Annotated in this window: 24 protein-coding genes; 17 read left to right on the top strand and 7 right to left on the bottom strand. The window is 74.1% G+C overall.

Annotated elements, in window-relative coordinates; genetic code table 11:
- Positions 1-9: 9 nt before the first annotated feature.
- Positions 10-606 (bottom strand): hypothetical protein, encoded by a 597-nt coding sequence (locus tag ACL02O_RS19750; protein WP_412819581.1) that lies wholly within the window; start codon positions 604-606, stop codon positions 10-12.
- Between the two features lie 195 nt (positions 607-801).
- Here ACL02O_RS19750 and ACL02O_RS19745 point away from each other — a divergent pair, with 195 nt between their 5' ends.
- Genes ACL02O_RS19745 through ACL02O_RS19715 form a run of 7 tightly spaced genes read left to right on the top strand, consistent with a single transcriptional unit; the run spans position 802 to position 8,345 of the window.
- Entirely contained in the window at positions 802-2,061 is a 1,260-nt protein-coding gene (locus ACL02O_RS19745) for an efflux RND transporter periplasmic adaptor subunit (protein ID WP_412819580.1), read from the top strand.
- A 52-nt stretch (positions 2,062-2,113) separates the two neighbouring features.
- Entirely contained in the window at positions 2,114-2,887 is a 774-nt protein-coding gene (locus tag ACL02O_RS19740; protein ID WP_412819579.1) for a response regulator transcription factor, read from the top strand.
- A complete protein-coding gene (locus ACL02O_RS19735; RefSeq protein WP_412819578.1) occupies positions 2,884-4,548 on the top strand; it encodes a sensor histidine kinase in 1,665 nt (554 codons plus the stop codon). The genes ACL02O_RS19740 and ACL02O_RS19735 overlap by 4 nt, the downstream gene beginning before the upstream one ends.
- A 46-nt stretch (positions 4,549-4,594) precedes the next feature.
- The gene (locus ACL02O_RS19730; RefSeq protein ID WP_412819577.1) at positions 4,595-5,827 is read left to right on the top strand and encodes an efflux RND transporter periplasmic adaptor subunit; all 1,233 of its coding nucleotides are present in this window, start codon (positions 4,595-4,597) and stop codon (positions 5,825-5,827) included.
- Complete coding sequence (locus ACL02O_RS19725; RefSeq protein WP_412819576.1) at positions 5,827-6,567, top strand: ABC transporter ATP-binding protein; 741 nt, start codon at positions 5,827-5,829, stop codon at positions 6,565-6,567. Before ACL02O_RS19730 ends, ACL02O_RS19725 begins: the two co-directional genes overlap by 1 nt.
- The gene (locus tag ACL02O_RS19720) at positions 6,564-7,757 is read left to right on the top strand and encodes an ABC transporter permease (protein WP_412819575.1); all 1,194 of its coding nucleotides are present in this window, start codon (positions 6,564-6,566) and stop codon (positions 7,755-7,757) included. The genes ACL02O_RS19725 and ACL02O_RS19720 overlap by 4 nt, the downstream gene beginning before the upstream one ends.
- Positions 7,758-7,760: 3 nt before the next feature.
- Positions 7,761-8,345, top strand: a complete 585-nt coding sequence (locus ACL02O_RS19715; RefSeq protein WP_412819574.1) for a DUF5666 domain-containing protein — start codon at positions 7,761-7,763, stop codon at positions 8,343-8,345.
- Between the two features lie 48 nt (positions 8,346-8,393).
- Here ACL02O_RS19715 and ACL02O_RS19710 read toward each other — a convergent pair whose 3' ends face one another.
- Positions 8,394-8,621, bottom strand: coding sequence for a hypothetical protein (locus tag ACL02O_RS19710; RefSeq protein WP_412819573.1), 228 nt, complete (start codon positions 8,619-8,621; stop codon positions 8,394-8,396).
- A gap of 92 nt (positions 8,622-8,713) precedes the next feature.
- Here ACL02O_RS19710 and ACL02O_RS19705 point away from each other — a divergent pair, with 92 nt between their 5' ends.
- The 6 genes from ACL02O_RS19705 to ACL02O_RS19680 are packed head-to-tail and all read left to right on the top strand — an operon-like array spanning position 8,714 to position 13,965.
- A complete protein-coding gene (locus ACL02O_RS19705) occupies positions 8,714-9,898 on the top strand; it encodes a lipid-transfer protein (protein ID WP_412819572.1) in 1,185 nt (394 codons plus the stop codon).
- A 4-nt stretch (positions 9,899-9,902) separates the two neighbouring features.
- Positions 9,903-10,361, top strand: coding sequence for a MaoC family dehydratase N-terminal domain-containing protein (locus tag ACL02O_RS19700; protein ID WP_412819571.1), 459 nt, complete (start codon positions 9,903-9,905; stop codon positions 10,359-10,361).
- Positions 10,358-10,759 (top strand): MaoC/PaaZ C-terminal domain-containing protein, encoded by a 402-nt coding sequence (locus ACL02O_RS19695; protein ID WP_412819570.1) that lies wholly within the window; start codon positions 10,358-10,360, stop codon positions 10,757-10,759. Before ACL02O_RS19700 ends, ACL02O_RS19695 begins: the two co-directional genes overlap by 4 nt.
- 24 nt (positions 10,760-10,783) lie before the next feature.
- Positions 10,784-11,614 (top strand): SDR family NAD(P)-dependent oxidoreductase, encoded by an 831-nt coding sequence (locus ACL02O_RS19690; RefSeq protein WP_412819569.1) that lies wholly within the window; start codon positions 10,784-10,786, stop codon positions 11,612-11,614.
- A gap of 9 nt (positions 11,615-11,623) precedes the next feature.
- Positions 11,624-12,778: an acyl-CoA dehydrogenase family protein gene (locus ACL02O_RS19685; RefSeq protein WP_412819568.1), complete on the top strand. Its 1,155-nt coding sequence runs from the start codon at positions 11,624-11,626 to the stop codon at positions 12,776-12,778.
- Positions 12,775-13,965, top strand: coding sequence for a TetR/AcrR family transcriptional regulator (locus ACL02O_RS19680; protein WP_412819567.1), 1,191 nt, complete (start codon positions 12,775-12,777; stop codon positions 13,963-13,965). Before ACL02O_RS19685 ends, ACL02O_RS19680 begins: the two co-directional genes overlap by 4 nt.
- 94 nt (positions 13,966-14,059) lie before the next feature.
- On the opposite strand, the gene ACL02O_RS19675 is transcribed toward ACL02O_RS19680, so the two are convergent.
- The 3 genes from ACL02O_RS19675 to ACL02O_RS19665 are packed head-to-tail and all read right to left on the bottom strand — an operon-like array spanning position 14,060 to position 17,899.
- A complete protein-coding gene (locus ACL02O_RS19675; protein WP_412819566.1) occupies positions 14,060-15,475 on the bottom strand; it encodes an MFS transporter in 1,416 nt (471 codons plus the stop codon).
- 26 nt (positions 15,476-15,501) lie between these two features.
- On the bottom strand, positions 15,502-17,049 hold the full coding sequence (locus tag ACL02O_RS19670) for an AMP-binding protein (RefSeq protein ID WP_412819565.1): 1,548 nt from the start codon (positions 17,047-17,049) through the stop codon (positions 15,502-15,504).
- A gap of 22 nt (positions 17,050-17,071) precedes the next feature.
- A complete protein-coding gene (locus ACL02O_RS19665) occupies positions 17,072-17,899 on the bottom strand; it encodes a fumarylacetoacetate hydrolase family protein (RefSeq protein WP_412819564.1) in 828 nt (275 codons plus the stop codon).
- A 170-nt stretch (positions 17,900-18,069) separates the two neighbouring features.
- Here ACL02O_RS19665 and ACL02O_RS19660 point away from each other — a divergent pair, with 170 nt between their 5' ends.
- The 3 genes from ACL02O_RS19660 to ACL02O_RS19650 all read left to right on the top strand — a co-directional run bounded on the left by ACL02O_RS19660 (position 18,070) and on the right by ACL02O_RS19650 (position 22,732).
- Entirely contained in the window at positions 18,070-20,133 is a 2,064-nt protein-coding gene (locus ACL02O_RS19660) for a hydantoinase/oxoprolinase family protein (RefSeq protein ID WP_412819563.1), read from the top strand.
- Entirely contained in the window at positions 20,130-21,920 is a 1,791-nt protein-coding gene (locus ACL02O_RS19655) for a hydantoinase B/oxoprolinase family protein (RefSeq protein WP_412819562.1), read from the top strand. Before ACL02O_RS19660 ends, ACL02O_RS19655 begins: the two co-directional genes overlap by 4 nt.
- Positions 21,921-22,042: 122 nt before the next feature.
- The gene (locus ACL02O_RS19650; RefSeq protein ID WP_412819561.1) at positions 22,043-22,732 is read left to right on the top strand and encodes a GntR family transcriptional regulator; all 690 of its coding nucleotides are present in this window, start codon (positions 22,043-22,045) and stop codon (positions 22,730-22,732) included.
- 21 nt (positions 22,733-22,753) lie between these two features.
- On the opposite strand, the gene ACL02O_RS19645 is transcribed toward ACL02O_RS19650, so the two are convergent.
- Both ACL02O_RS19645 and ACL02O_RS19640 read right to left on the bottom strand, forming a co-directional pair.
- Positions 22,754-23,074 (bottom strand): GYD domain-containing protein, encoded by a 321-nt coding sequence (locus ACL02O_RS19645; RefSeq protein ID WP_412819560.1) that lies wholly within the window; start codon positions 23,072-23,074, stop codon positions 22,754-22,756.
- A gap of 1 nt (position 23,075) precedes the next feature.
- Positions 23,076-23,297: a hypothetical protein gene (locus ACL02O_RS19640; protein ID WP_412819559.1), complete on the bottom strand. Its 222-nt coding sequence runs from the start codon at positions 23,295-23,297 to the stop codon at positions 23,076-23,078.
- Between the two features lie 111 nt (positions 23,298-23,408).
- Here ACL02O_RS19640 and ACL02O_RS19635 point away from each other — a divergent pair, with 111 nt between their 5' ends.
- Positions 23,409-23,909, top strand: coding sequence for a GNAT family N-acetyltransferase (locus tag ACL02O_RS19635; protein WP_412819558.1), 501 nt, complete (start codon positions 23,409-23,411; stop codon positions 23,907-23,909).
- The last annotated feature ends 33 nt before the right edge of the window (positions 23,910-23,942 follow it).

Raw genomic sequence — 23,942 nt, 5'->3', positions numbered from 1 at the left:
CGGGCCGCCTCAGTTGGCCGGCGCCGGGCTCACCGCCGCGCACGCGGTCAGGGCCGCCTTCGTCTTCGCGTCGGATGCGTCGATCTTGTCGAGGTCGACCCCGCGTCCGCCGAGGCAGGTGCGGTAGGCGGTCTGCCGCCCGTCGTCCTGCCCGCCGCCCGGCGCGGCCGAACCCTCGGGCCCGCCCCGCCGGCCGGGCCGCCCGCTCGGTCGCAGCGACGAACACGCCTCCTGCGCCTTCTGCCAGGTGGCCTCGTCGACACCGTCCGGGCGGCCCATCCCGGGGAACCCGCGGCCCGGCCCACCGGACCCGGACGGCCGCGGGAACCCGGACGGCCGCGCCGTGGGGAAGCCGGACGGGCGGGCGGTCGGGAAGCCGGACGGAAAGCCCGACGGGCGGGCCCCACGGGAACGGGACGGGTCGGCGGACGGCAGGGTCACGCCGTGCTCGCGCAGGCAGGTCTGGTACGCCGCGAAGGCGTTGTCGCCCTGCCCGCCCTCGGCCGCCGTGGTGGGGGTGCCGTTCGAGCCGCAGGCGGCCAGCAGCACCGAGGCGGCGGCGGTCAGCACGGCCGCCAGCAGGCGACCCTTTCCAGTCTTCGACACGGAAACTCCTCGGCCGGTTCCGGGACCCGCCCAGGTAACCGGCCGCAGCTCCGGGCCGCCTCGGACCGGACTGGGAGTTGCCTCGGAGCCTCCCCCGGCGGACACCGGGCCGAGCTGCCGGCGGGCCGCCGCTTTGAGGCAACTCCGAGCTGGGACCGAGCCCGTGGAGAGGAGCGGGCCGCAGACTGACCCGTCATGGGAAACGGCCTGACCCGACTGTGGCGTGTCCGGCGGGTCCGCTGGGGTGCCGCCGTCGCCGCCGGCGTGCTCGCGCTCGGCGCCGCCGGCGCCGTGGCGCTACGCACCGACGCGGGCGAGGCGCCGGCCCGGCCGGTCACCGTCGCGGTCGACCGGGGCGCCGTCGAGGTCGACGTCGCCACCACCGGTACGGTCCAGCCGGCGACCACCCGGGCGCTGGGCTTCGCCCTCGCGGGCACGGTGGCCAAGGTCGCCGTCCGGCCCGGCACCGTGGTGCAGGCCGGTCAGCAGCTCGCCACGCTCTCCGACGCCGACGCCGCCGCGGCGGCGGACGCGGTCGAGCAGGCCCGGCAGGAGTTGGCCGACGCGCAGGACGCGCTCTCCCAGGCGCGGGAGTCGACCGGCGCCGCGACGAACTGCGCGACCGGCGCCGTTCAGCCGGTCGCCTGGCCCCCACCACACACCAGCGCGACCCCGACCCCGACTCCCACCCCGTCCGGCTCCGCCTCCGCCAGCGCTTCGCCGGCCGCCTCCGCCTCCCAGCCCGCCGCCACCCGCCCCGCCCCCACCTCCACCGGCGGCGCCCTGCCTCCCCAGGACCGGCCAGCCACCGGCGCCACCACCTGCTCCGGCGGGTCCCGGGGCGGTGGCGGCGACCCGATCCTCGACGCGGAGCGCAAGGTCAACCAGGCGGAGACCGTGCTCACCGAGGCGGAGGGCGCGCAGTCCGGCACGGAGATCACCGCGCCGATCCGCGGCACCGTGCTGACCGTCGCCGGGAAGGTGGGCACCAAGGTCGGCCGCGGCGCCACCTTCATCACCCTGGCCGACACCTTCGCCATGCAGGTCGGGGCGAAGTTCCCGGAGGCGGACGCCGCCGCCGTCGCCGTCGGTCAGCACGCCACGGTGGGCCTCGCCGACCAGCCGGGCCGCACGTTCCCGGCGACCGTCGTGCAGGTGGACCCCGTCGGCACCGCGGACGGCAACATGGTCCGCTACGGCGTGCTGCTCTCGTTCACCGACGCCCCGGAGCACCTGCTGCTGGGGCAGACCGCGGCGGTGACGGTACGGACCGGCTCCGTCGCCGACGCGCTGCGCGTGCCGTCCACCGCCCTGCACGACGTGACCGACGGCCGGGGCACCGTGCGGCTCGGCGCCGGGGAGTCGCGCACCGTCACCATCGGGCTGCGCGGTGACCAGTACACCGAGGTCACCAGCGGGCTGGCCGCCGGTGACCTGGTCCTGCGGTCGTGGTGACAGCTGGCACACAGGTTCCCCACAGGCCGCGCCGAGGCGGATCCGGTAGGTAATGCCGGTGCGAACCGACATCCTCCGGCCGCCGGGCGACGGCCCGTCCCCGGCCCTCGACGGCTCCACCGGCACCGCCCGGGTGCTGGTGGTCGACGACGAGCCGAACATCTCCGCGCTGCTCGCCGCCACGCTGCGCCTGGTCGCGTACGACACCCGGGTGGCCGCCACCGGCCGGGCCGCACTGGCCTGCGTCGAGGAGTTCGACCCACACCTGGTCGTCCTCGACGTGATGCTGCCCGACCTCGACGGGTTCGAGGTGGCCCGGCGGTTGCGCGCGGCCGGCCGGCCGGTGCCGGTGCTCTTCCTCACCGCCCGCGACAGCGTGGAGGACCGGGTGACCGGGCTCGTCGTCGGCGCCGACGACTACGTCGCCAAGCCGTTCAGCCTCGAAGAGGTGGTGCTGCGGATCCGGGCCATCCTGCGCCGCAGCCGGCCGGAGACGCCGGCCGCGCCGGAGGAGAACCCCACCCTGCGCTACGCCGACCTGGAACTCGACGACAACGCGCACCAGGTACGCCGCGCCGGCCAGCCGGTGGAGCTGTCACCGACCGAGTTCCGCCTGCTGCGCTACCTGCTGCTCAACGCCGGCCGGGTGGTGAGCAAGGCGCAGATCCTGGACCGGGTGTGGCACTACGACTTCGGCGGCGACGGGCGGATCGTCGAGTCGTACGTCTACTACCTGCGCCGCAAGATCGACGTGCTCGGGCCGCCGCTCATCCACACCGTCCGTGGCGTGGGCTACACCCTGCGGCTGCCGCACGGGGACGAGTGAACCGCCGGCTGCGGGGGCTGCGCCCGTGGGCGCGCTGGACCCTGCGTTCCCGGCTGGTCCTCGTGCTCGGTGCGCTCACCACGGTCGCCCTGCTCGGCGCGAACACGGCCGGTTTCATCCTGCTCCGCGGCTACCTGCTGGAGCGGGTCGACGACCAGCTGGCCACCCAGGCCCGGCCGTTGCGCGCCGGACCCCGGCCGGGAACGCTTTCCGGCGGTCCGCCGTCGATCGCCGAGCCGTCCGCGCGCCCGACCTCCGGCGGGGAACCGGCGTCCGGCACCGGCCGGGGCCTGGCCGGCCGGTTCGCCCGCCTGGGCCAGGACCAGCTGGTCGTGCTCTACCGCGCCGACGGCAGCCGGGACACCGAGCGCAGCAGCACACCCACCGCGGCCGGCCCGGATCCGGGCACGTTCGCCGAGGTCACGAGGCGAGCCGCGACCGGAGGGCCGTACACGGTGCCCGGCGGGGACGGCGCGGCCGAGTGGCGGCTGCTGGCCGTGCCGCTCGGGCGGGACGGCGCGGTCGTGGTCCTCGGGGTGTCGCTCGGGGAAGCCGACCGCACCGCCGACAGGCTGCTCCTCATCGACGCGGCGGTCACCGGCACCGTGCTGCTCGGGCTGGGCCTGCTCGCCGCCTCGGTGGTGCGGCTGGGCCTGCGCCCGCTGACCCGGATGGAGGGCGTCGTCGCGGGCATCACCGGGGGCGACCTGACCCACCGGATCGACGGGGCCGACCCGCACACCGAGCCGGGCCGGCTGGGCGCGGCGGTGAACCTGATGCTGGACCGGATCGCCGCCGAGATGACCGCCCGGGCCGCCTCCGAGCGGCGGCTGCGCCAGTTCGTCGCGGACGCCTCGCACGAGCTGCGCACCCCGCTCACCTCCATCCGCGGCTTCGCCGAGCTGTACCGGCGCGGCGGCGCGCCGACCGGGCCGCTGCTCGACGAGACGATGAGCCGGATCGAGGGCGAGGCGGCCCGGATGGGCGTGCTGGTCGACGACCTGCTCCTGCTCGCCCGGCTGGACCAGCAGCGGATCCCCACCCTGCGGCCGGTGGACCTACTGGAGATCGCCGCCGACACCATCCGCGACGCGCACGCCCGTACGCCGGACCGGCCGGTCCGGCTGACCACCCTCGCCGACCGGGACGACACGTTCGAGCCGCCGAGCGTGCTCGGCGACGAGCACCGGCTGCGTCAGGTCGCGGCGAACCTGGTCGCCAACGCACTCCAGCACACCGGGCCGGACGCCCGGGTCACCCTCCGCGTCGGGCGGCTGCCCGCCCCGCCGGCCGACCCGGCCGTCCGGTCCGCCCCGCCGCCCGCGCCGACCGCCGGCGGCCTCGCCGTGCTGGAGGTGCACGACGACGGGCCGGGGATCCCGGCGGAGCACGCGGGCCGGGTGTTCGAGCGGCTCTACCGGGCCGACGCCAGCCGGGGCCGGGCCAACGGCGGCGGCTCCGGACTGGGGCTGTCCATCGCGGCCTCGATCGTGCACGCCCACGGCGGCTGCATCGACCTGGACAGCACGCCGGGCTCGGGCACCACCTTCCGGGTGCTGCTGCCCGTCGCCCCCGAGCGGCCCGCCCCGCCGGCCACCACCGACGGCGGCGACCCGGGGCAGCGCACGGGGCTGCGGGCCGCGATTCCAAGCCAGCTCTGAGCTTGCCCGAACCCTCCTCCCAGCCGGCCGGGCGAAGCTGTCGGCCATGCGAGTGCGCCTGCCGGCCGTCCTGCACCGACCTCCCGTGCTGGTGAACGCCGCCCTGGTACTGCTGCTGGCCGCCGGCGGCTACTGGGCCTGGTCCTCGGTGACCGCCGGCTCCGCACCGGCGGAACCGGCCCGGGGCGCCCGGACCGTCCAGGTGTCGCGGGGGACGGTGACCGCCACGGTCACCGCCGACGGCTCGCTCGAGAGCGCCACCACGGCCAGCGCCAGCTTCGCCACCGCGGGCACCGTCACTGACATCCGGGTCCGGGTGGGCCAGCGGGTCAAGAAGGGGCAGCTGCTGGCGAAGGTGGACCCGGCCGCCGCCGAGCGGGCGCTGAACGTGGCCGAGGCGAACCTGGCCGCCGCCGAGGACGCGCTGGACCGGGCCCGCGCCGCCGACAGCGACACGTCGTCCGCCGAGAGCGCGGTGACCCAGGCGAAGCTCGCGGTCGACGAGGCCCAGGCCGGCGTCGACGGCACGAAACTGACCGCGCCGATGGCCGGCACCGTCGTCGCCGTCAACGGCACCGTGGGCAGCTCCTCCGGCGGCTCCGGATCGTCCGGCGGCTCCGGCAGCTCGGGCGGCCAGCAGGGCAGCGGCGCCGGGCAGAGCGGTGGCACGTCGAGCACCTCCGCGGGCTTCGTGGAGCTCGCCGACCTCACCCACCTCCAGGTCAGCGCGGCGGTCGCGGAGGCGGACGCCACCCGACTCAAGACCGGCCAGCCGGCCACCGTCACCTGGAACGCGCTCGCCGGCGCCCGGGCCACCGGCAAGGTGGTGGCGATCGACCCGTCGGCCACCACCAGCAACAACGTGGTCACCTACGGGGTGACCGTCGGCCTCGACGACCTGCCCACGGGCGCGAAGCCGGGGCAGACGGTCAGCGTGTCCGTGGTCACCGGCACCGCCCAGGACGTGTTGCTGGTCAGCTCGGCCGCGGTCAGCGGCACCGGCGACCGGCACACCGTCACCGTGGTCACCGAGACCGGCCAGGAGACCCGCCGGGTGGAGATCGGCCTCGCCGGTGACCAGGCGTACGAGATCACCTCCGGGCTGGCGGAGGGCGACCGGGTCCTGTTGCCCGAGACCAGCACCGGCACCGGCGGCACCGGCACCGGCGGCTTCCGCGGCGGGGCGGGCTTCCCCGGCGGCGGCGGGTTCCCGGGCGGCGGCGGCTTCCCCGGCGGCGGCACCCAGGGCGGCCGGCGCGCCGGCAACGGAGGCGGCTGATGGACCCCCGGGGCACCCCGCGCCGTCCCGTCCTGGACGTCCGCGGGCTGACGAAGGTGTACGGCGAGGGCGACGCGACGGTGCACGCGCTGCGCGGCGTCGACCTCGCGGTCCACGCGGGCGACTACGTGGCGATCATGGGCTCGTCCGGTTCCGGCAAGTCCACCCTGATGAACATCCTCGGCTGTCTCGACGCGCCGACGGGCGGGCGGTACCTGCTCGACGGGGTCGACGTGGGCAGCCTCGCCGACCGGCAGCTCGCGCTGGTCCGCAACCGGCTGATCGGTTTCGTGTTCCAGGCGTTCAACCTCATCCCCCGCACCAGCGCGCTGTCCAACGTGGAGCTGCCGCTGGCGTACGCGGGTGTGCCGGCGGCGCAGCGGCGGCGCCGGGCGCTGGACGCGCTGGCGGCGGTCGGCCTCGCCGAGCGCGCCCACCACCACCCCAACCAGCTCTCCGGTGGCCAGCAGCAACGGGTGGCGGTGGCCCGGGCGCTGGTCACCGAACCGGCCCTGGTGCTGGCCGACGAACCCACCGGCAACCTGGACAGCCGCTCCACGGAGGACATCCTGACCATGTTCGAGCAGCTCAACGCGGCCGGACGGACGATCGTACTGATCACCCACGAGCCGGAGGTCGCCGCCCGGGCCCGCCGGCTGGTCCGGCTCTTCGACGGGCAGGTCCGCTCCGACCAGCGGCAGGACCTGGTGGGCCGGCGCGCCGCGGGGGTGCCGCGGTGACGGTCGCCGAGACCCTCCGCTTCGCCCTGCGCGGGGTGAGCGCGAACAAGCTGCGCTCGGCGCTGACGATGCTCGGCATCCTGATCGGTGTCGCCGCGGTGATCCTGCTGGTCGCGGTCGGCAACGGGTCCGCGCAGGCGATCACCCGCCGGATCGAGGCGCTGGGCACCAACACGCTCACGGTCACCGGCACCAACCGGCAGGCGGGCACCGGCGGGCTCACCCTGGAGGTGGCCGACGCGCTGCTCGACCCGGTGCTGGCCCCCGACGTGCGGTCGGTCTCGCCGCTGGTCACCACCTCGGCCGTGGTCACCTACCAGGACACCGAACACGAGGTCAGCCAGTTCGTCGGCACCCGGCCGAGCTGGTTCGACGCGTCGAACTCGCCGGTCGACAGCGGTGCCGCGTTCAGCGCCGACGACGAGGCGCAGGGCCGGCGGGTGGTGGTGCTCGGGCGTACCGTCGCCGACGAACTGTTCCCCGACGCCGATCCGATCGGGCAGCGGGTCACCGTCGGCGGCGCGCTGTTCACCGTGGTGGGCGTGCTGGCGGCGAAGTCCGGCACCGGGTTCCAGGACGCCAACGACGTCGCGGTCGCGCCGCTGCGGGCGGTACGCGAGGTGCTGACCGGCTACGGCGCGCTCAGCTCGATCCTGGTGGAGGCGGCCGACCCGCAGCAGGTGGACGCGGCCCAGGCGGAGATCACCACGGTGCTCGTCCAGCGCCTGCCCAGCACCCGCGCCGGCAGCACCCCGTACCGGATCCAGAACGCCGCCCAGCTGCTCCAGACCCAGACCGAGACCGCCGACACCTTCACCGTGCTGCTCGGCGCGGTCGCCGCGATCAGCCTGCTGGTGGGTGGCATCGGCATCACGAACATCATGCTCGTCACGGTCACCGAGCGGACCCGGGAGATCGGCATCCGCAAGGCGCTGGGCGCCCGGCGGCGGACCGTGCTGACCCAGTTCCTGACCGAGGCGACCCTGCTGAGCCTGATCGGCGGGGCGCTGGGCGTGGCCGCCGCGCTGATCGGGTCCCGGTTCACCATCGTGGGCGTACAGCCGGTGATCGTGCCCAGCTCCGTCGTGCTGGCCCTCGGCGTCTCGGTCGCGATCGGGCTCTTCTTCGGCGGCCTGCCGGCGGCCCGCGCCGCCCGGCTGCGCCCCATCGACGCCCTGCGCTACGGGTAGCCCATGCGGAGAGACGAGGACATGGACACCGACACCGTCATCTTCGACCGGATCGAGGACGAGCCCCCGGCGGCGCCGGCCCAACCGGCCGACCGGGACCTCACCGCGGCGCTCGCGGCTGCCGCGCCGCGCCGCTGGTGGAACCGGGGCACGGTGGTGCTGGCCGGGTTGCTGCTGGTGCTGGTCGGCTTCCTCGGCGGCACGCAGGTGCAGCAGCGGTGGGGGGAGACGCCGACGGCGGCGCGGGCCGGCCGGGCGGGCGGGTTCCCCGCCGGCCTGTCCAGCGCATTTCCCGGCGCGGGTGCCGGCCGGGTCGGGTCCGGCGCCGGGGCGAGCCCGACCGCCGCCGCGCCCGCCACCACCGGGAAGGTGAAGCTCGTCGACGGCGGCGTCCTCTACCTGGAGACGGCCGACGGCAACGTGGTGACGGTACGCACCGACGACCACACCGCCGTGCGTACCAGCCGGGCCTCCGACCTGGCGAAGCTCAAGGCCGGCCAGACCGTCAGCGTGGAGGGCACCCGCGCGGCGGACGGCACGGTCACCGCCACCGCGGTCACCGCCACCGCGGTCACCGCCACCGGTTGACCGGGGCGGGCCGGGGTCGGCGCGTGCCACCGACCCCGGCCGCCTCCGTCAGCGCAGGGTGCCGGCCGTCGCGGGGGCCGGCCAGCTGTCGGTGAAGACCTGGCTCGTCGTCGCGCTGCGGACGGCGAAGCCGAAGTACGAGTCGACCGCCGCGGCCTCACCGGCGCTCGGGTACGGGTTGGTGCAGCCGGTGCGCGGACTTCCTCGGCCATTGAAATAACTGACTGTGTCGCGATGCTGCCGCGGCCTTCGGCCCGGCTGCGCGGCGGCAGCCACTTGTGAATGCGTGCAAGCTTGATGCCGCCCAATGTGGTGGCTTACTCTCGCAGACAGGACAACAAGTGAACGGCTGCTAGTGAGGAGTGGCGATGAGCCGGCGAGCGCTCGTGGCGGGCGTGGGGATGGTCCCGTTCGCCACGCCGAGGACCAGCCAGCCGTATGACGTGCTGGGTGAGCAGGCCACCCGGGCCGCGCTCGCCGACGCCGGCATCGACTACCCCCAGGTGCGGCAGGCGTACGTCGGCTACGTGTACGGCGACTCGACCTGCGGCCAGGCGGCCCTGTACCGGGTCGGCCGGACCGGCATCCCGGTGGTGAACGTCAACAACAACTGCTCGACCGGCTCGACCGCGCTGTTCCTGGCCCGCCAGGCCGTCGAGTCCGGCGCGGTGGACTGCGTGCTGGCGCTGGGGTTCGAGCAGATGCAGCGCGGCGCGCTGACCACGCACTGGTCGGACCGGCCCACCCCGTTCGACCGCTTCCACGAGGTGTCGGACCGGATCCAGGGCGCCGGCGACGCCCCGCTGGCCGCCCGCTACTTCGGCGGCGCGGGCGCGGCCTACGCCGAGCAGTACGGCACCCGGCCGGAGACCTTCGCCGCCATCGCGGTGAAGGCCCGCCGGCACGCGGCCAACAACCCGTACGCGGTGTTCCGCGACCCGGTCACCGTCGAGGAGGTGCTCGCCTCGCCGCCCATCCACGGCCCGCTGACCCGCCTGCAGTGCTGCCCGCCGACCTGCGGCGCGGCCGCGGCGGTGCTGTGCAGCGAGGACTTCGCCCGCGCGCACGGCCTGCGTACCGACGTGGCGATCCGGGCACAGGCGATGACCACCGACTACCCGTCCACCTTCGACAGCGGCGACCTGCGCCTGCTCGTCGGTTACGAGATGTCCCGGGCCGCCGCCCGGCAGGTGTACGAGGAATCCGGGGTGGGCCCCGAGGACCTGCGCGTGGTGGAGCTGCACGACTGCTTCACCACCAACGAGCTGCTCAGCTACGAGGCGATCGGGCTGACCCCGGAGGGCACCGCCGAGAAGTTCATCGCCGACGGCGACAACACCTACGGCGGCCGGGTGGTCACCAACCCGTCCGGCGGCCTGCTGTCCAAGGGGCATCCGCTCGGCGCCACCGGGCTCGCCCAGTGCGCCGAACTGGTCTGGCAGCTGCGCGGCCAGGCCCGGGCCCGGCAGGTCGACGGCGTCACAGTCGCGTTGCAGCACAACATCGGCCTCGGCGGGGCCGCCGTGGTCACCCTCTACGAGAAGCGGAGCTGAGGCGATGCCCCTCGACCCCGACAAGGCCCGGGCGCTGGCCTTCCCGCCGGTCACCGTCACCGTGGAGCGTGGCCGGCTGCGGTTCTTCGCCCAGGTCGTCGGCGAGACCGACCCGGTGTACGTCGACCCGGCCGCCGCCCGCGCGGCGGGCCACCCGGACCTGCCGGTGCCGCCCACGTTCTTCTTCAGCCTGGAGATGGAGTCCCCGGACCCGTGGTCGTACGTCGCCGAGCTCGGCGTCGACCTCCGCCGGGTGCTGCACGGCGGCCAGGAGTTCAACTACCACGCGATGGTGTACGCCGGGGACACCGTCGAGCTGCGGCCCCGGATCGTCGACGTCTACACCAAGAAGGCCGGTGCGCTGGAGTTCCTGGTCAAGCGGACCGACGTCCTGCGCGACGGCCACCTGGTGGCCGAGGCGACCGCCGTCATCGTCGTACGCAATCCGGAGGTGGCCGGGTGACCACGATCGACGACCTCCAGGTCGGCGCCGAGCTGCCGCCGCTGCGGCTCCCCCCGATCACCCGGACCACGCTGGCGCTGTTCGCCGGCGCCTCCGGTGACCACAACCCGATCCACATCGACCTCGACGTGGCCCGCTCCGCCGGCCTCGACGACGTGTTCGCCCACGGCATGCTCTCCATGGCGTACCTCGGGCGGTTGCTGACCGGGTGGGTGCCGCAGCACCGGATCCGCAGCTACCGGGTCCGGTTCGCCGCCATCACCCCGGTGCACGCCGAACCGACCTGCACCGGGCGGGTGGTGTCCGTCGCGGACGGGCTGGCCACGCTCGAACTCGCCGTCACCCTCGCCGACGGCACCACCACGCTGACCGGCGACGCCGTCATCGACCTCAACTGACCTCCGCGTACGAAAGGGCCGCCCATGGCAAAGCTCGACGGCAAGGTCGCCATCGTCTCCGGCTCCGGGCGCGGCATCGGCCGGGAGATCGCCCGTAAGCTCGCCGCCGAGGGTGCGGCGGTCGTGGTCAACGACCTCGACGAGGAACCGGCCGCGCAGACCGTCGCCGACATCGAGGCCGCCGGCGGCCGGGCGGTCGCCTGCGTCGGCAGCGTCACCGACGGCGGCTTCGCGGACCGCTTCGTCGGCACCGCGGTGGACCGGCTCGGCGGCCTGGACATCATCGTCAACAACGCCGGCTACACCTGGGACACCGTCATCCAGAAGATGACCGACGAGCAGTGGGACGCCATCCTCGACGTGCACCTCAAGGCGCCGTTCCGGATCCTGCGCGCCGCCCAACCGGTGATCTCCGCCGCCGTCCGGCAGGCCCGGACGGCCGGCGGCCCGGTCCCGGTGCGCAAGGTCGTGAACATCTCCTCCGTCGCCGGTCTGCACGGCAACGCCGGCCAGGTCAACTACGCCGCGGCCAAGGCGGGCGTCACCGGACTGACCCGGGCCCTGGCCAAGGAGTGGGGCCGCTACCAGGTCACCGTCAACACGGTCGCGTTCGGGCTGATCCGGACCCGACTGACCGAGGCGACCGCCACCGCCGACAGCACCATCGACGTGCAGGGCCGGCAGATCAAGGTCGGCGTCAACCCCGACCTGCTCGCGGCGGCGGAAACCATGATCCCGCTCAACCGGGCCGGTACCCCGTCCGACGCGGCCGGCGCCGTCTACCTGCTGACCATCCCCGAGTCCGACTACGTCACCGGCCAGACCCTGGTCTGCGACGGCGGATTCATGATTTGACGGCCCGCCATGCGACGGAGGCTCTTCGCGACGGCGCACCAGGCTTACCGGGCCAGCGTGCGGGTCCTGCTGGAGCAGGAGGTCGTCCCCCACTTCGCGCAGTGGGACCAGGACGGCAGCACGCCCCGCGAGCTGTTCACCAAGCTCGGCGCGCTCGGGGCGCTGGGCTTCGGGGTGCCCGACCGGTTCGGCGGCACCGGCATCACCGACTTCCGCTACAACACCGTCCTGTCGGAGGAGGCCGCCCGGCTCGCCGTGGCCCCGGCCGTCCTCGGCCCCAGCCGCCAGGCCGACATCTGCGTGCCGTACTTGCTCGACCTGGCAGACGACGAGCAGAAGGCGCGCTGGCTGCCCGGCATCACCTCCGGCCGGCTCGTCACGACCGCCGCGACGACCGAGCCGGGCACCGACTCCGAGCCGCCCGGCATCCGCGTGACGGCGCTGCGCGGCGGCGACCACTACGTGCTCGACGGCCACACGACCTTCTTCTCCGACGGCAGCAACCCGGACCTGGTGATCGTCCCGGTCCGCACCGGCGAGCACCCGCACCACGGCATCAGCCTGATCGTGGTCGAACGGGACACGCCCGGCCTCGCCCGCGGCCGCCGGATGAAGAAGGCCGGCCCGCACGATCGGGACAGCGTCGTGCTCTCCTTCACCGCGGCCCGCGTCCCCGCCGCCAACCTGCTCGGCGGCGAGGGCGAGGGGTTGCGCGGCCTGACCCGCAACCTCGCCCGGGAACGGCTGTCCGGCGCGGTCGCGGCCATCGCCCAGACCGCGGCGGCACTGCGGTGGACCATCGACTACGTCCGCCAGCGCCACGCCTTCGGCAACCCGGTCGGCACCCTGCAACACACCCTGCTCACCCTCAGCGAGCTGGCCACCGAGATCGACATCACCCAGGCGTACGTCGACCTCTGCGTGCTCGCCCTCAACGCGCGGGAACTGGACCCGGCCGACGCGGCGAAGGCCAGATGGTGGAGCACCGAACTGCAGGGCCGGGTCATGGAGACCTGCGTCCGGCTGCACGGCGGACCCGACTACCTCACCGAGTACTGCATCGCCCGCGCGTGGCTGGACTCGCGGGCCTCACGGATCTGCGCCGGCACCACCGAGATCATGAAGCAGATCATCGGCCGGTCGCTGCACCTGGGAGCGTCATGACCCCGCACCTCGCCCCACCACCCGCCCGCCCGCCGCGCGGCACCCGGCCCCGCAACCGGCGCGGCCTGATCATCGCCGCCGCCGGGGAACTCTTCCACCGCCGGGGGTACGGCCAGCTCACCATGGGCGACCTGGCCGAGGCGGTCGGTGTCGGCCCGTCCGCCCTGTACCGGCACTTCTCCGGCAAGCAGCACCTGCTGCGGGAAGTGCTCACCGCCGGGCTCGCGCCGGTGCGGGAGCTGCTGACCGGCCTCGACCTGACCGACCGGCCGACCGCGCTGCGCCGGCTCGGCGCCCTCGCCCTCGACCACCGGCAGCTCGGCCTGCTCTGGCAGCGGGAGGCCCGACACCTGACCCCCGAGGACCGCGCCGCCTTCCGCCCCGAACTGCACGGCATCGGCGGCCTGTTCACCCGGCAGGTACGCGCCGCCCGCCCGGACCTGGACCCGGCCGCCGCCGAACTCCTCGCCTGGGCGATGATCAGTGTCCTGACCAGCGTCTCCTTCCACCGGCTCGATCTGCCCCGCCCCGCCTACGACGAGCTGATCGCCGAGCTGTGCGGGGCCGTGCTGGATGCGCCCCTGCCCGATCCCGGTGCGCCGCCACCACGACCGGAGCCGGCCGGCCTGGTGCCGGCCTCGCGCCGTGAGGCCCTGCTCTTCCAGGCCGTGCGGATGTTCGCCACGCACGGCTACACCGAGGTCGGCATCGAGGACATCGCCGCGGCGGTGGGCATCGCTGGGCCGAGCGTCTACCACCACTTCCCCAGCAAGCTGGACCTGCTCGTCACGGCCCTCCGGCGCGGCGCGGCCGTCCTGCTCACCGACGTCGCCACCGCGTACCGCACGGCCACCGACCCCGCCGACGGGCTGCGCACGCTCGTCCGCGGTTACGTCGGCTTCACCCAGGCCCACCACGACCTCGTCGGCCTGCTGATCACCGAGGTGGATCACCTGCCGGAGGACGAGCGGCGCAGCAGCCGGCAGACGCAGTACGACTACATCAGCGAGTGGGTGCACCTGCTGGGGGCCGGCCGTCCCGGGCTCGACCCCATCGCCGCCCGGGTGCGGGTACAGGCGGTGCTCACCGTCGCCAACGACGCCGCGCGCACTCCTCGCGTCCGCGCGTACCCGGCGCTGCCGGCCGCGCTTGAGGTCATCGCCGCGCACCTGCTGCGGCTGCCCTGACAGTGGGAGCTGCCCGGCCACCGGCGGCACCGTCCGGTGACCGGGCAGCCGTGGTGCCGGCGGGCGGCCGGACCGCGCCGGCCACCCGGCCGGCTCAGCGCGAGATCGCCTCCAGAGGCCGGTGGCGGGTCTCGATGCCCGCCGCCACCACCACGACGAGCGCGACGGCGCAGGCGAGCGCGAAGGACAGGAACACCGCCCCGGCCCCGAGGCTGGTGCCGAGCAGCGCGCCGACGAGCAGCGGCGAGAGGATGCTGGCCAGCCGGTTGAGGCTGCTGCACGTCGAGGTGGCCCAGGCGCGCATCCGGGTCGGATACAGCTCGGCGGTGTAGAGGTAGAGGGCGCTGGTCGGCGCGGTGCCGCCGACGGCGAACAGCGCCGCGGTGGCGAGCAGCATCGGCCAGGCGTGCACGCCCAGCACGCCGACCCCGACGAACCCCACCAGGGCGCCGGCCGTCATGATGACGAAGCCCCAGGTCAGCAGCGGCTTGCGGCCGACCCGGTCGGCCAGGAACGCGGTCACGTAGACCATCGCCAGCTGCACCACGCCGACCAGGACGGTCAGCCCCAGCGCCTGGGTGGTCGCCAGCCCGCCGACCCGCACGTACAGCGTCGGCATCCACACCGCGTACCCGTAGCCGACGAAGAAGGTCAGGAACCAGATCGCCGCCAGCATCAGCGTGCGCCGCCGGTAGGCCGCGGCGAACAGCTCCCCGAGCCGCAGCCGGCTGCCGGCCGCCGGCGGTGACGCCTGCGGTGGGGGCAGGTCGACCCCGCGTACCCTCGCCTCCTGCTCCATCCGAGTCACGTACCCCTCCGCCTCCGCGCGGCGGCCCCGCTCCGCCAGCCAGCGGGCGGACTCCGGCAACCGGAACCAGGCGTACGCCGCGACGAGGACCGGCAGCGCGCCGGCCGCGAGCAGCACCCGCCAGCCCGAGTCCTCGCCGAAGCCCTTCAGCGCGACGATCCCGACGACCGGGGCGGCGAGCAGCCCCCAGTTGAAGGTGGACTGGTAGGCGACGGCGATCCGGCCCCGGTTGCGGGCCCCCAGGTACTCGTTGATGAGCGTCGCCGCGACCGGCACCTCGGCGCCGAGGCCGATGCCCTGCAACGCGCGGAGCACGCCGAGGCTGGGGGCGCTCCAGGCGGCGGCGCAACCGGCGGAGAGGACCCCGAAGGTGACCAGGGACAGGAGGAACGCCGGCCGCCGGCCGAACCGGTCGGCCAGCGCGCCGATGACCAGCGCGCCGAGGAACTGGCCCAGGTATCCGGCGGCGACCAGGATGCCGGCCTGCGTGGTGCTGATGTCGAAGTACGCGATGACCACGGTCAGGATGACCGCGATGCTGGTCGAGTCGAACCCGTCGAAGAAGGTGCCGACGCCGAGCGTGCCGGCGAGCCGGTAGTGGAACCGGCCCACCGGGATGCGCTCGATGCGGGCCGGGATGTCGTCGCCCGTCGCCGGCGCGACGGCCGGCTCAGTGTGCCGAAGCTGACCTCTCTGTGACATCGGGGGCTCCTCGTGCTGGCATTGCGCTAGACCCGGCGCGCCCGCCCGGCCCAGTACTCCTCGCGCAGCTCGCGCTTGAGCACCTTGCCGACGGCGGACCGGGGAAGTTGACGGAACAGGACCTCCTTCGGGGCTTTGACGCTGCCGACCCGTTCCCTGCACAGTGCGATCAGGTCCCCGGCGTCGACCTCGGCGCCGGGCTTGACCTCGACGACCGCGGTGACGCGCTCGCCCCACTTCTCGTCCGGCAGCCCGATCACGGCGCAGTCCTTGACGCCCGGATGGGCCCAGATGACCTGCTCGACCTCGCTCGGGAAGACGTTGAAGCCGCCGGAGATGATCAGGTCCCGCTTGCGGTCCACGATGTACAGGTAGCCGTCGTCGTCCAGGTGCCCGACGTCCCCGGTGGCCTGCCAGCCACCGTCGAGCTGGACCGCGGCGGTCTGCTCGGGCTCGTGCAGGTACCCGCTCATCCGTAGCGAGCTGCGCACGGCGATCTCGCCGGGCTCGCCCGCCGGGCAGGGGCCGTCGTCGCCCAGCACGGCGACGTTCGCGACCACGGTCTGCCGCCCGCAACTGGCCAGCCGCCGGTGCAGCGCCGGGTCCGCGACGGCCTCGGCGTGCTCCTCCGGGCTCAGGAAGGTGCACATCATCGGCAGCTCGGTCTGGCCGTAGAACTGGGCCAGCACCGGTCCGAAGACGACCAGCGCCTCCTTCAGCTTCTCCACCGACATCGGCGCCGCGCCGTAGAGGAGGTAGCGCAGGCTGGACAGGTCCCGCCGGCGTACGTCGGGGTCGGCGAGCAGGGCGTAGATCGCCGTCGGCGGCAGGAACAGCCGGGTGACCCGGTGCCGCTCGATCGACTCCAGCAGCTCCCCGGGCACCACCGTGCCGTGCACCACGTTGGTGCCGCCGGCGCTGAGCACCGGGAACACCATGGCACCGGCGGCGTGGGTCATCGGCGCGGCGACCAGGTGCACCGGCTCGCGCTCCGGCATGTGCGCGTGGAACCCGGCGAGCATCGTGGCGAAGGCGCGGTGCGAGACCTGGACGACCTTCGAGCGGCCGGTGGTCCCGCCGGTGCCGATCAGGGCGGCGATCGCCTCCTCGTCGAGCGGGGGCAGCGGCACCCGGCTGCCCTCCGGCGCCAGCCAGCTCTCCAGGGCCGGGTCGTCGCCGGCCGGCCCGTCGATCGCGACGAAGTGCTCGATGGTCGGCACGGTCTCCCGCAGGTGCTCCACGGGGGTCCCGGCCGCGTAGAGCAGGGCGCGGGCCTCGACGGTGCGCAGCAGCGTGGCGATCTCCCGCGGGGTGGACCGGGCGTTGACCGCCACCCAGGTGCAGCCGGCGCGCAGGACACCGAGCACGCACGGGAAGACGATCGGCGAGTTGGGGCTGGCCACCGCGACGGGCGCGCCCGGGGGCAGGCCGGCGCCCCGCAGCGCCGCCGCCACCCGGTGGGTGACGGCCGCCGCCTCGGCGTACGTGACGGCGCCGGTCCCGTCGGGGCGGACGAACGCGATCCCGTCCGGGTTGATCCGTACGCCGCGGTCGAAGAACTCGATCAGGTGCATCGGACTCGGACCTCCCGTCGGCTCATGCGGTGACGCACCGGTTCGCCTGCTCACCGAGGCCGGTGATCCCGGTCCGCAGGGTCTGGCCGGCGGCGAGGAAGACCGGCGGCTTGCGGGCCGCGCCGATCCCGGCCGGCGTGCCGGTGGCGATCAGGTCACCGGGCACCAGGGTGATGATCGAGCTGAGGTAGGAGATGATCTCGCCCACCGGGAAGATCAGCTCGCCGGTGCTGGCCTTCTGCATGACGGTGTCGTCCACGGCGCAGGTCATGTCCAGGGCGCGGGCGTGGTCGACCTCGTCCGGCGTGACGAGGAACGGACCCACCGGCGTCGACGCCTCGAACGTCTTGCCCTGCAGGAACTGCGAGGTCCGCAGTTGCCAGTCGCGCATCGTGACGTCGTTGACCACGGTGTAGCCGGCCACGGCGGCCAGCGCCTCCTCGGCGTCCGCGTGCCGGACCGGGGCGCCGATCACCACCCCCAGCTCGACCTCCCAGTCGACCGCGTGGGACTGCGGCGGCAGCACGATGTCGTCGTACGCGCCGATGAGGCTGCGGCTGTACTTCGCGAAGATCGTCAGGTGCTGCGGTGCCGGCAACCCGACCTCGGCGATGTGCGAGGCGTAGTTGACGCCCACGCAGATGATCTTTTCCGGCCGGAGCGTGAGCGGGGCGAAGTCGGCCTCCGCGAGGGGGATGGACGGCGAGGCCGGGGCGGCGGCCCGGGCGCGCCAGTCGGCGCCGGCGGCGAGGAGTTCGCCGACGTCCCGGAACGGCAGGAGGATCACCTCGCCGCCCTCCACCCGCCCCGCGTGCGTCTCCCCGTCCCGGCGGATCGTCGTCAGTCGCATGCTCTGTCCTTTCTGGCCGCCGGGCGCCGGCGGCGCCGGCGGCGGGCGAGGATCTATCGACGTCTACACATGCCTGAAGGTGAACTGTAGACTACGAAGCGCCATCTGGATACAGTTGCGGCGCGACCGGATGCAGGTTGAGGCCGGCGCGGACTGTCGAGGGGGATGACATGCCGATCAGGGCAGCGGTCGACATCGGAGGGACCTTCACCGACGTGGTCGCGTACCACGAACAGACCGGTGAGCTGCTCCTGGGAAAGGCCCTCAGCACCCCGCGCGACCTGATCCAGGGCGTGTTCGACGGGCTCTCCACCGCCGACGTCCCGCTCGACGAACTCGCCTTCCTCATCCACGGCAGCACGATCGTGGTGAACGCGCTGATCGAGCGCCGGGGCGCGCGTACCGCCCTGGTGACCACGGCCGGGTTCCGCGACGTCTACGAGATCGGCCGGATCAACCGCCCGGACGCCTTCAACCTCTCCTTCACCCGGCACCGGCCGCTCGTGCCCCGGGAGCTGGTCCTCGAGATCCCGGAGCGGATCGCGGCGGACGGCATGGTCATGCGCCCGCTGGACGAGGAGCGGGCGCGCGCGGTGGCCCGGAAGCTGGCCGGGCTGGGCGTCGAGGCGGTGGCCGTGGCGTTGCTGCACGCCTACCGCAATCCGGCGCACGAGCGCCGCCTCGGGCAACTCCTCCGCGAGGAACTGCCCGACGTCTACGTCACGCTGTCGCACGAGATCAGCCGCGAGTACCGCGAGTTCGAACGCACCTCGACCGTCGTCGCCAACGCCTTCGTCGGACCGATCGTCAGCGACTACCTCGGCCGCCTCGACCAGCGGCTCCGCCAGGGTGGCGCCCGCACGTCCGTGGCGATCATGCAGTCCAACGGTGGCGTCTCCGACGTCGCCACCGCCTCGGCGCAGTGCGTGCAGATGCTGGAGTCCGGGCCGGCCGGGGGAGTGGTCGGCACCATCGCACTCTGCGAAGCCCTCGGCTACCGCGAGGCGATCGCCTTCGACATGGGCGGCACCACCGCGAAGTCCGCGGTCATCCGGGACCTCACCTTCCCCGTTGCCAGCGACTACTTCCTGGGCGGCTACCGCACCGGGTTGCCCATCCGGATCCCGTGCCTGGACATCGTCGAGGTGGGCACCGGCGGCGGCAGCGTCGCCTGGCTCGACGAGGCGGGTGGCGTCCACGTCGGCCCACGCAGCGCCGGCGCCGAACCCGGCCCGGCCTGCTTCGGGCGCGGCGGCACCGAACCGACCATCACCGACGCCGCCGTGGTCCTCGGCCACCTGTCACCCGACGGCCGGCTCTCCGGCGACCTGCCGATCGACGGCGAGGCCGCGCACCACGTGGTCCGCACGCTCGCGGAACGGCTCGGCCTGGACATCGTCACCGCCGCCGCCGGCATCATCGCCATCGGGGCCGCCGCCATGGCCAACTCGGTCCGCGCGGTCACCACCGAGCGGGGCCTGGACCCGCGCGACTTCGCCCTGTTCGCCTACGGCGGCAACGGGCCGCTGCACATCTCCCTGGTCGCCCGGGAACTCGGCGTCACCCGGGTGGTGATCCCGCCGGTCCCGGCGGTCTTCTCCGCGCTCGGCATGCTCATGGCCGACGCCCGCCTCGACCTGGTGCAGACCGGTGTCCGCACCCTCGGCAGCACCGACCCGGGCGAGATCGAGGAGGCGTACCGGACACTGGAGGTCGAGTGCGCGCAGCGGCTGCGCGGCAGCGCGATCGGCTTGGACCAGTTGGAGTTCCTGCGCGCCGCCGACATGCGCTACGTCGGTCAGGAGCACACCGTGACGCTGCCCGCCCCGGCGCTGCTCGCCGCCGACGACGGGGACGACCCGCTCAAGCGGGCCTTCGACGCGGCGCACGGGCAGCGCTACAGCCACAGCGCCCCCGGCGAGCCCGCCCAGGTGGTGAGCCTGCGGGTGTCGGCGGTCGGCAAGCTCGGCAAGCCGGACGTCCCGAAGGTCGCCGCGGGGGATCTCGCCCCACCCGCGCCGGCCCGCACCGGCGCCCGCGACGTGGTCTTCGACCCGGTCGCCGGTGCGGTGCCGACCGCCGTGTACGACCGCGCGCGACTGCTCGCCGGCAACCGGGTCGCCGGACCGGCCGCGATCGAGGAACCGACCACCACCACCCTGCTGCGGCCGGGCGACACGGCCCGGGTGGACGAGTTCGGCAACCTGCTGGTCGAGATCGGAGCGGGCGCGTGACCCCGCCTCCCGGCGCGGCGCCCGAGCCGGCGGCGGCCCCCGCGGTCGACCCGATCACCGCGGAGATCATCCGCGCCGGCTTCGTCTCCATCACCGAGGAGATGAAGACGAACCTCATGCGCACCGCCTACAACCTGATCATCTACGAGGCCCAGGACTTCACCGTCGGGCTGTTCGACGCCGCGGGCGATCCCATCTCGATCGGGCTCGGCCTGCCGATGTTCATGGGCGGCCTGTCCGACGCCATCAAGGCCAAGCTGGCCTTCTACGGGCCGGACGGCATGCAGCCCGGCGACATCCTGCTCACCAACGACGCCTACATCGTGGGCAGCCACCTCAACCACATGATCTTCACACTGCCGATCTTCCACGACGGCGAGCTGGTCGCCTTCGCCTCGTCGATGGCGCACTGGATCGACGTGGGCGGCGTGCTCGGCGGCACCACCACCGACATTTACGCCGAGGGCCTCCAGGTCCCGATCGTGAAGATCTTCAAGGAGGGCGTCCAGGACGACGAGCTGACCCGGCTGATCGCCACCAACGTCCGCTTCGCCCACCTCGCCATGGGCGACCTGCGGGCCCAGATCGCCGCCATCCGTACCGGGGAGACCCGGATGCGCGCGATGCTCGCCCGGTACGGCGTCGCGGCGGTCAGGGCGAGCATCGCCGACCTGTTCCGGCGCAGCGAGGAACTGGCCCGCCGGGCGGTCGCCCGCATCCCCGACGGCGAGTACGCGGCCGAGGCGTACATGGACGACGACGGGGTCAGCCCGGGGCGCCGGATCCCGGTACGCGTCCGGGTGGTGGTCGAGGGCGACACCTTCACCGTGGACCTCAGCGGAATGAGTCCCCAGGTGGCCGGCTACTTCAACTCCGGCGCCACGGCGGGCCGGTCCGCGGCCCAGGTGGCGTTCAAGTGCCTCACCTCGCCGCTGGAGCTCCCCATCAACGAGGGCTCGCTGCGCCCGCTGGAGGTGATCCTGCCGCCGGGCACCGTGGTCAGCGCCACCAAGCCGGCGGCGATGCGGTGGTGGATGACCTATCCGATGACCGTGGTCGACTGCGTCTTCCGGGCGATGGCCGAGGTGCTGCCCGACGCCTGCGTCGCCGGTCACCACGCCGAGCTCGGCATGACCCACACCTACGGTGTCGACCAGCGGACCGGCCGGTTCTTCCAGTTCGTCGGCGGGCCGCAGGGCGGCGGCTGGGGCGCCACCTCGCGGGCGGACGGCCAGAACGCCACGATCTGCGTCAACGACGGCGACACGCACAACGCTCCCGTCGAGGTGCTCGAGGTCAAGTACCCGATGGTCACGGTCGACGAGTACGCCCTGCGCGAGGACTCCGGCGGCCCCGGACGCCACCGGGGCGGTCTCGGCACCCGGCTGCGGGTGCGCCTGCGTACGCCCGCGCAGGTCGACACCTGGGTCGAGCGCACCGCCTGCGCGCCCTGGGGGCTCGCCGGTGGCGGGGACGCCGCGCCGAACCGGGTGTGGGTCGAGCGGGCCGACGGCGAGCCGGTCCACTTCGACAACGGCAAGGTCACCGCGTTCGCGCTGGCCGCCGGGGACAGCCACGTGGTGGAACTCGGCGGCGGGGGCGGGTTCGGGCCGCCGCGGCAGCGTCCCGCCGAGGAGGTCCTCGCCGACGTGCGGGCCGGCTACGTCTCGGTCGACGCCGCCCGGACCGCCTACGCCGTCGCCGTCGTCGACGACGGGAACGGCGGGTACACGGTGGACCGGGCGGCGACCGAGGCCCTGCGGAGCGCGCCGGAGCCCGGCGTATGACCCGAATCGCCACCACCTCTGTGTATTCACGAAGTATGCAGGTGCGTACAATCGATCACGCTGGGTTGTGTCGTCCGGGGAGGTGCCCGACTGTGGGTTCGGTGAATGGCCCAGGTGGTGCGGTGACCGCCGAGGACGGGGCGGGTGCCGGTGCCGGAACACGTTCCGTCTACGACGCGCTGCGCCGGCTCATCCTCGACGGTGAGCTTCAACCCGGTGCGGAGATCTCCCAACCGGAACTCAGCCGCCGGCTCGCGGTCAGTCGCACCCCGCTGCGCGAGGCGCTGCGCCTGCTCGAACGGGAACGCCTGGTCGTCGACACCGGTCCGTACCGGTCGACCCGGGTCAGCTCGCTCAGCCCGGCCGACCTCGACGAGCTCTACTCCCTGCGGGTCATGGGGGAGGGGCTGGCGATCTGGCTGACCGTGCCGATGCTGCGCGCCGCGGACATCGAACGGCTGGAGCAGGACGCCGTGCTGACCGCGTCCGGGGACGCCGAGGCGCACCGCCGCTTCCACGCCGGCCTGCGGATCGGCGCCGGGCCGCGGCTGGCCGAGCACCTCGAACAACTCGCCGACCACGCCGAGCGGTACCAGCGCTCCTTCGTGCAGCACGAGCCCGACCGGGAGTTCGTCGCCGCCAAGCTGGCCGAGCATCGGGAAATCGTGGCCGCGTGTGCCGCGGGCGACCGGCAGCGGGCCCGGGAGTTGCTCGTCGACCACATCGCCGGTACCGCGATGGCCCTGATGACCGCGGAGCGGCACGCGCCGTTCACGCTGCCGTCCGCGGTGGCGATGGCGAAGGGCCGGTAGCCGGCCACCGGGGTCGGCGGCTCAGGCGCCCGGCGGCGTGTATCCGGTCGGCATCCGGGCCGCCTCGTCCACCTCCGTGGGGTTCAGCAACGGCGTGACCTGCACCCGCAGCCCGCGCGCCGCGCCGATCGCCATCGCCAGCGAAGCGGCGGCCCGATGGTCGGGCAGGTCGCACAGCACGTAGGTGTCCTGTTCGGCGAAGGCGAAGTGCAGCGAGGTCATCTCTCCGCCGGCGTTCTCCACCAGGGCCCGCACGACCTCCGCCCGCTTGGTGCCACCGTCCCGGAGCAGCCCGTTGAGCCCCTCCGGGGTGTAGGTCGACTTCAGCAGGAACGTGGGCACCTCAACGGTTCCCCTGCCGCTGGACCCGCTGCGCGCCTTCGACCCTGGCGCGGCCGTGGTCGCGTTCGCTACCCGACGTCCCGGTCGCCGCGCGCAGGTGCCGCCGCTCCGGGGAGCGTTCCACCGGGGAGCCCTGCCGGCCCCGGGCCCCGCTGCCGGCGTGCCGCCCCGCCCGCGCCGACTCGCCGCCCGGGTCATGCTTGTTCTGCTTGTGGCTACCCATGGGACGCGGGTACCCGCCAGGCCGACGGGTAGTCGTCAGTCCCGCCGGGTGGGGCGGGAATCTCGTAAACCGACTGGTTGAATGTCGTGGGCCCGGGGTGGAATGGCGGCCATGACCGAGGTACGTATCGAGCGGTGGAGCAGCGACGATCTGGAACTGCTCCGGCAGCTCAACACTCCTGAGGTGCGGCAGCACACCGGCGGCCCGGAGACGGACGAGCAGGTGCTCGCCCGCCACGAGCGGTACCTGCGCGGCCCGGGCCCGCGCAGCGGGAACATGTTCGCCGTCGTGCTGCCCGACGGGGCGAAGGTCGGCAGCGTCGGCTACTGGCCCCGCGAGTGGCGCGGCGAGCCGGTCTACGAGATGGGCTGGGCGGTCCTGCCCGCGTACCAGGGGCGGGGGCTGGCCACGGGGGCGGTGCGCGCGGTGATCGTGGCGGCGGCGGCGCACGGGGACCGGCGCTACGCGCACGCCTACCCGTCGGTGGACAACCCGGCGTCCAACGCGGTCTGCCGCAAGGCGGGCCTGGTGTTGCTCGGTGAGACCGAGTTCGAGTACCCGCCCGGGCACCTGATGCGCTCCAACGACTGGCGTATCGAGCTGCGGAAGTGACGGCCACGGGGGGGGGGGGGGGGGGGGGGGGGG

Origin of the sequence: Micromonospora mangrovicola, assembly GCF_047200535.1 — a bacterium.
Lineage (GTDB): Bacteria > Actinomycetota > Actinomycetes > Mycobacteriales > Micromonosporaceae > Micromonospora.
The sequence above is the reverse complement of the archived record's forward strand: the minus strand, read 5'-3'. Positions and strand labels throughout refer to the sequence as shown.